This is a genomic window from Kitasatospora sp. NPDC056800 (assembly GCF_042789775.1).
Taxonomy (GTDB): domain Bacteria; phylum Actinomycetota; class Actinomycetes; order Streptomycetales; family Streptomycetaceae; genus Kitasatospora.
Genome location: NZ_JBHUAL010000314.1, coordinates 1 through 7,178, shown reverse-complemented (window position 1 = coordinate 7,178; position 7,178 = coordinate 1). Strand labels below are relative to the sequence as shown.

Genomic DNA, 7,178 nt, shown 5'->3' with positions numbered 1-7,178 from the left:
ATCTCAACCCCTACTGTGTGGGCGCCTGGTTCTTTTTTTTACCCCCCCCCGCCCCCCGCTCCCCGGGCCCCCCTATCCCCAACCGGGCGGGCCCCCCCCGGGGCCCCCCGGCCGTTCCCGTGGCCCCACCCGGAGAGGAACCCCATGACCCGGGCCCCCAGGCCCTCGGAACTGGCGCGGCGGGCATGGGCGGCGAACCGGCCGCTGGCCGGGACGGCCGCCCTGATGGCCCTGATGCTGGCCGTCGCCCTGGTCGGCCTGCTCGCCGATCCCCGGTCGATCACCGGGCAGCCCGCCTGGGCGAAACCGGCCCGCTTCGCGCTCTCGATCGCCCTCTACACCCTCACCCTGCTCTGGCTGCTCACCTTCGTCCGCGGCCACGACCGCCTCGTCCGGGTGGTCTCCCGGGTGACGGCCGTGTCGCTGGTCGTCGAGATGGCCCTGATCGCCGCCGCTGCGGCGGCCGGCACGACCAGCCACTTCAACTTCGCCACCCCGACGGCAACGGCGGTGTGGATGACGATGGCCGCCTTCATCGTCGCCACCTGGGCGATGGCCCTGGTGGTCGTCGTGCTACTGCTGCGCCAGCGGGTGCGGCCGCCGGTGTTCGCGTGGGGGCTGCGGCTGGGCATCGCCGTGAGCGCCCTCGGCATGGCCGTCGCGTTCCTGATGACGCTGCCCACCTCCCCGCAGCGCGCGGCCACCAGGCGGGGCCACGGCCTGCCCATCGTCGGCGCGCACACCGTCGGGCTCGCCGACGGCGGCCCGGGAATGCCCGTCACCGACTGGAGCACCCTCGGCGGCGACCTGCGGATCCCCCACTTCCTCGGACTCCACGCGCTCCAGGTGCTGCCGCTGCCCGGCTTCCTCCTCGCCACCCGGCCGCGCGGGTTGTCCGAGCGCCACCGGGTCGCGCTGATGGGGATCGCCGGGGCGGCCTACCTGGGCCTGGTGCTCGTCCTGCTCTGGCAGGCGCTGCGCGCCCAGCCGGTCACCGCCCCCGACGCGGCGACCGTGGCCGTGCTGTTCGCGCTCGGAGCCGTCGCGGGCGTGGCGGTCTTTGAGGTCCTCCGCCACGCCCGCCGCGTGGAGGGCCGGTAGCCGGAACGGCCGGTACGGGGCGGCCGCCATTCGAACCAAATCCCGGTCACACGGTCTGCCCCGGGGCCTCCGATTGGTACGCAGGCAGACCGGGATCGGTGGGCGGTCCCGCGAACAAGGGAGAAGCGAGGACATGAAGAACCTCCGGGTCGCGGCGGCTTCCGTCTGTGTACTGGCCGGTGCTTTCGCGGGCACGGCGTCGGCAGCCCCGGCGCCCGCGGACACCGGCCCGAGGCCCGTCGCGGCCCACGTCCCGCCCGCCCCCTCGGGCGACCGGGGCGTCGTCCCCGGCGACCCCGAACTGCGCCCGCTGACCTGCGAGAACGGCCACATCTTCTACGGCTGGGACGGCGCCCCCCGCACCTCGTCCGACTTCGTCGGCCTCTACACCACGAAGCCCGACCCGGCCGACACGAGCAGGAACCGCCTCGCCTACGCCTTCGTCTCCTCCGCCGGCGCCGTCCGGCACTCGTTCGACTCCGAGTACCAGAGCGGCACCGGCCTGTGGGCCGCGTACTGGACCCGCGACGCGGACTCGGAGACGTACGTGATCGTCAGCGAGGAAGGCCCGACCAGCAAGTTCTGCAGCTGAGCCCTCTCGGCACCGGCCGGTCGACCGTCGGGTAGACCGGCCGTCACCCGTGGCGGGCCGGGAGGACCGGCCGGCCACGGCATTCGACCACCACAGGAAGGAAGGCGAGGCAATGAGGAACCCCTGGGTCGTGGCAGCCGGCGTGTGCGCGCTTGCGGGAACCTGCGCGAGCACCGCGTCGGCGGCCCCCTCGGACCGGACGGCCCATGTCCGCAGCGGCCCCGAGGTGCGCCCGCTGAGGTGCGAGAACGGCCGGATCCACTTCGGCTGGGACGGCGCCACCTACGACTGGACCGACTTCGTCACCCTCACCCGCGGCAGGCCCGACCCGGACTCCACCGTGAACCGCGTCGCCTTCCGCTACGTCACCTCCGAGGACGGCACGGCCGTCCGGCACTCCTTCGACTCCGAGCTCCAGAGCGGCATCGGCCTGTGGACCGCGTACTGGACCTACGACGTGGACCTGAACAGGAACGTGATCGTCAGCGAGGCCGGCCCGGAGGACAAGCTCTGCACCTGACCCGCATGGCCGCGTCATCCGCCGAGGCCGCCCTCCCCCACCGGCCGCGCGGACTGCACCGGGTACGGGAAGCTGGCGGCCCCACGGCCCGGTTCGAGGGTGACGGCGAGGCCGCCGTACGCGGGCGACTCGTAGAAGCACCAGGCGACGTGGCTGGTGTTGACCACGCTCTCGACGGGCGGCTCGATCAGCAGCCGCGGCTGCCGGATGTGCACCAGCAGGCCGTGGAAGTCGAGTTCGGTGAACGCGCACACCGTACGGCCCCGGGGCCGGGCGAGCTGCCGGGGCACGGACGGCGCGCCCGCCGCCGGGATCACGGCCGCGCCCGCGATGGCGGCGGCGGTCAGCGAGACGGCCGCCCGTCTCGGCACGGACCACTCCAACGCCAACTCCCTTCCGATGCACCGGTGATCGGCGGTATCGCCGTTCGGGAGGGGGATCCCACCCCGGAGGGGAGGAGTAAACGGCGCCGGGGAAAGTCGTAAGTACACACACCGGGCGGCGTGGTGGCGAATCCGTCATCCGACCATGGGGAAGGGCTCGGCGGCCAGGCCGCCGAGCCCCTCGTCAGTCACTCACCGGGCCGGGTGCACCCGGCCCGTCGCGGCCCGCGTCAGCCCGGGAGCTGGCCGCTGCAGTTGACCAGCCAGGCGCCGAGCTCCGGGGAGTGGTCGCCGCCGTGGTTCGAGGCGTTGTAGGCCCGGCTGACCGCGTTCTTGATGGAGCCGCCGGTGGCCGGGCCGACGACGCCGTCCGGGCTCAGTCCGTGGCCGCTCTGGTAGTGCACGACGGCGTTGTAGGTGAGGCCGCCGAAGTCGTTGTCGACCTGGAGACCGGCGCTGTCCACGTAGTCGAGGCCCTGCTGGAGGCAGCCGACGGCCGAGCCGTAGCTGCCCTTCGCGAGGGTGCTCGCGGCGCTGGCGGAACCGGCGGTCAGGGCGACGACGGCGGTCGCGCCCACGGCCAGGGCGGCGGCGCGGCGGGTCCAGGTGTTGATGCGCATGATCAGTGCCTCTCCTTGAGTTCCGGCTGGCGCCGGCCCCTCGCGGATCGTCGTCCGCCGCGGGGCCGGCGTGGCTTCGCTGGTGACGACGATGCTCCGATCGGCGCGCCGGAGCCAGGAATTCGCCCCTGGTCGAAACCCTTGCCCCCGGCCCGCCGGTCTGCCCTGCGGGGACGGTCTCTGCCCGTCTTCCCTCCGGAAAGGGCTGTTGGTGGGAACGTCACCGTTCGCCGCACGGGCGCGCTCGCGGCCCGGGTACACAGTGCGCGAACCAAGCTGGTTCGCCTCCCAACCGAAATGGAGCCGCTCATGATGGCGCCGAGCGAGACCGACCGGCGGCTGCGCAGCCGCACAGCAGACCGGGTGGAGGTCACCCAAGTCCTCAGCCAGGACGTGGTCCTGGGCGGGCCGGTGATTGTGGACACCGCCCGCCGCAAGCCGGTCCTCGCGTTCCACAACCCCGGAGAGAAGGCGGGTTCGGACTCGGACGGGCACCAGGCCCTGGTGTTCTGTCCCCGGGAGGGCCGGGTGCCCGACATCCGGCACGTGGCCCGCGCCCTGGGCACCCCGACGGGCTGGCGCGTCACCAGCCCGTTCGAGGACTGGCTCCAGGAGCAGGCCAAGCAGCCCGGCTGGGTGTTCAGGGACCTCACGGTGACCGTGACGCCCGGAAACGGCTCTCGGAGGGTGGTCGCGGAATTCCTCTTCGGGTCCACCGACCCTCAAAACCTCGTCAGCCAGGTCTTCACCGTGGAGCTGTCCCAGGACGGCACCCAGTGGGCGGAACCCGTTCCGCTCGACACCACCGGTCTGCCTCAGCGGAACTACGAAACTGTCGACACGACGTACACGACACAGGGGGATCCTGTGACGTACGCCGTACCGAAGGGGGCATCGGGACTCTGGATCAGATCCAAGGATCAGGGGGACGCCTACCTCCCCACAAGCACGCCCGGCCCGAACGGCGTCCCCGTGGCCGCTGCGCTTTCGGGCTCCGAGGTCGTGCTGGCGAGCGTGGACTCGGGCACGGTGATCGCCTCGGGGGCAACTCTCGGTACGGGGTACTCCATCCAGACCGACACGCTCCCCTTCCAGGCCAAGCAGGTCGTCACCGGCTTCGCGACGGGCGAGGGTGTGACCTTCCTGGTGACCGACTCGGCCGACGGCCTTTGGACGGTGCTCGGTGACCGCGACGCGCTGAAGGTCGGCCAGAAGCTCCACGACAAGGGCACCGTCCGGGTGGACTCCCATCCCACGGCTGACGGTGGCCGTGCCGTCTACGTCGTCGACACCGACCACGTCTGCTGGATCCACCGCCTGCCCGCCCAGGGCGCGGCACTGCCGGGAATCCCGCTCCAGAAGGACGTGGTCGCCGTCGCCACGCCGCCCTCGCCGCTGGAGACCTCGACCGTCTTCCTGGTCGAGGCGGGCACCGAGCCCGGCGACGAGACGAAGAACGAGCTCCGGCTCGACGTCCAGGACAGCGCCACCGGCCTGTGGCGGCGGGTGCACGTCCACGACCCCGCGGCGGGCGTCAAGGAGGTCAAGCGCTACCGGCTGGAGGCCACCCTCCTCGACCAGCTCGGTGCGCCCATGCCGGGGCAGCATGTGACCCTCGCCCGCGCCCCCGGCAACACCTCGGGCGAGGTCGCCTTCGACGGCCAGGTCACCGATATCACCGACCAGCCGACCCCCCTGAAAACCGACCTGTTCGGCAGGATCACCCTGACCTTCACCCCGACCGGCTTGTCCGCTCCCGACCTCATCCTCAAGGTCCCGGGAATCGACGACATCGCCCTGCGGCCCTCGCGGGACACCGAGGACTACCTGCGCGGCACCAAGAACAAGAAGCTCAACCTCACCAACCCCGCCGGCCCCCTGCCCGACTTCGGCAGCGGCGCCCTGGCCGGCGCGAAGATCCCCGGCCAGGCCGGGCACCCGACCCACGACTCCCTGGCGCCCTGGGCTGCGAAGTCCAAGCTGGTCGCCGTGCCGGCAGCCAAGGCGATCACGGCCATGGCCGGCTACAAGGCCGATCCGATGTCGCGGGACGCGCCCAGCTTCCGGCTGTCGGTGCGGCAAGGCACCGGCGCCCCGGAGCTCGTGTACGAGGAGCTCAAAGCGCCGGAGGCTCCCGACGACTCCTGGGAGGACTCCCCGATCGCCTTCGGGGACCTCCACGCGGGCCTGCACAGCGGGGTCGTCACACCCGTGAGCATCACCTTCGACACGAAGAACGGCATCCTCGCCGTGATCGCCCGGATCGGGAAGGAGCTCAAGACGTTCTGGACCTCGGCGAAGAAGGCGATCGAGGCGGTCTGGGGCTTCATCGGCAGCGTCTTCAACGTGATCGGCTCGAAACTCCTCAACGTCGTCGACTGGTTGGCCGCGTGGTTCGACTTCCCCGCGATCTGGCGCACCAAGAAGGTCTTCGAGGACTCCGTCCTCCGCATGCTCGACAAGGCCGAGGACGCCGTGGCCGCGGTCGGCAAGCTCGCCGACGACTTCATCAAGAAAGAGAGGGACAGCGTCCAGAAGACCTTCGACGGCGCCCGCGCCAAGCTCGGGGACACGACGGTCGGCAGCTTCGACACCTGGTCCGGGAAGGGCAAGCAGGACGTGCCCGTCATCGGGGACGCGAAACTCGCCGACCTCGGCGGGGGCAACGCCCACCTCAACTGGTTCCAGGACAAGGCGGCCGGGATGTCGGTCGCGTCGCAGGCCGGCGACAAGGAGATCGTCGACGACGACGCCTGGAACGCCTGCGCCCCCACGTTGAAGCAGGCCGGCGGGGAGTTCGTCAACGGCGTAAGTGACCTACTGGAAGGCTTCACGAAACTCGCCGCCAACCCCCAGGAGCTCAAGGCCTCCACCCTCGCCAAGCTCCTCGAATCGTTCGAGCAACTGGCCCTGGCGGCCCTCGACTTCGGGGACGTCCTGGTCCACGCGATGGTCGACCTGGTCTCCAAGGCCGTCGGCAAGCTGAAGACGGCGCTGACCGCCGAACGCGACGCCGGAATCCTCGGGAAGCTCTGGAAGTGGATCGCCAAGCAGGCCGGCGATCCGGACGCGCCGCTGACCGTCAACGGCGCGGTCTGCCTCCTCGGCGCGCTCCCGGTGACACTGGTCTACCGGCTGATCAAGGGCAAGGGCGCCGAGCCCTTCCCCGAGAAGTCCACCCCGCTGAAGGCCCTGAGGCACGGGTCCGCCCCCAGGGACACGCTCACCCCCACGGGCAAGACGTGGCTGCTGGTCGCGGCGATCCTGCAGACCATGCAGTTCGCCTTCTACGCGGCGGGCGACCTCCTCGCCTACGAGAGCGCGCAGGACCTTGACTGGCCCTACCTCGGCCCGCTCGTCCAGGTCGCCAACCTGCTGTTCACCCTCGTGGTCTTCGACATCGCGACCACCGTGCTGAAAACGACCACGACGCCGGGCTGGGCCATCGCCCTCGTCGCCACCCTGTTCGCCCTGGCGTTCGCGGTCCTGGCCGTGGTCTACCGGACCGCGTTCAAGGGGTGGCTCTCGAAACTGGCGGACGCCGGGGACCCGATCCCCGTCCTCCTGATGCTCAAGGGCTGCTTCTGGAACCTGCGCGGGGCCGTGGCCCGGATCGTCGACAGCACGACGGAGGACGCCGACGAGGGCGCGGCACAGGTCCTGCTCGCAATCTCCCCCGCGACGGCCCTGCTGAACAACCGGATCATGCTCAAGGAACCGGACTCCGGCTTCGTGATCGCGACGGTCAAGGCCGGCCTCGACACCTTCTTCACCGTCCTCGGCGGCGTCCTGCTCTGCCGCCATTACGACAAGCACTGAACCCCGCGCGCCCGGACAACAAAGAACGGCCGGTCGATCCGAAGATCGACCGGCCGTTCATCTGTGCGCGAGGGGGGAGTTGAACCCCCACGCCCTTTCGGGCCCTGGAACCTGAATCCAGCGCGTCTGCCTATTCCGCCACC

The 7,178-nt window shown here is 71.2% G+C and carries 6 protein-coding genes; 4 read left to right on the top strand and 2 right to left on the bottom strand.

Going from position 1 to position 7,178, the window contains the following annotated elements:
- Positions 1 to 144 precede the first annotated feature (144 nt).
- The 3 genes from ACFRQN_RS39065 (at position 145) to ACFRQN_RS39055 (ending at position 2,213) form a co-directional block, all read left to right on the top strand.
- Complete coding sequence (locus tag ACFRQN_RS39065; RefSeq protein WP_380745378.1) at positions 145 to 1,101, top strand: hypothetical protein; 957 nt, start codon at positions 145 to 147, stop codon at positions 1,099 to 1,101.
- A 133-nt stretch (positions 1,102 to 1,234) separates the two neighbouring features.
- Complete coding sequence (locus ACFRQN_RS39060) at positions 1,235 to 1,693, top strand: hypothetical protein (RefSeq protein WP_380745376.1); 459 nt, start codon at positions 1,235 to 1,237, stop codon at positions 1,691 to 1,693.
- 112 nt (positions 1,694 to 1,805) lie between these two features.
- Entirely contained in the window at positions 1,806 to 2,213 is a 408-nt protein-coding gene (locus tag ACFRQN_RS39055; RefSeq protein WP_380745374.1) for a hypothetical protein, read from the top strand.
- 14 nt (positions 2,214 to 2,227) lie between these two features.
- Here the strand turns inward: ACFRQN_RS39055 and ACFRQN_RS39050 are convergent, their stop codons facing one another.
- Both ACFRQN_RS39050 and ACFRQN_RS39045 read right to left on the bottom strand, forming a co-directional pair.
- The gene (locus tag ACFRQN_RS39050) at positions 2,228 to 2,584 is read right to left on the bottom strand and encodes a peptidase inhibitor family I36 protein (RefSeq protein ID WP_380745372.1); all 357 of its coding nucleotides are present in this window, start codon (positions 2,582 to 2,584) and stop codon (positions 2,228 to 2,230) included.
- 242 nt (positions 2,585 to 2,826) lie between these two features.
- Positions 2,827 to 3,216, bottom strand: a complete 390-nt coding sequence (locus tag ACFRQN_RS39045) for a peptidoglycan-binding protein (protein ID WP_380745370.1) — start codon at positions 3,214 to 3,216, stop codon at positions 2,827 to 2,829.
- 309 nt (positions 3,217 to 3,525) lie between these two features.
- On the opposite strand from ACFRQN_RS39045, the gene ACFRQN_RS39040 reads away from it, so the two are divergent.
- Positions 3,526 to 7,035 carry a hypothetical protein gene (locus ACFRQN_RS39040; protein ID WP_380745368.1) on the top strand — a complete coding sequence of 1,170 codons (3,510 nt, stop codon included), beginning with the start codon at positions 3,526 to 3,528 and terminating at the stop codon, positions 7,033 to 7,035.
- Positions 7,036 to 7,178 lie beyond the last annotated feature (143 nt).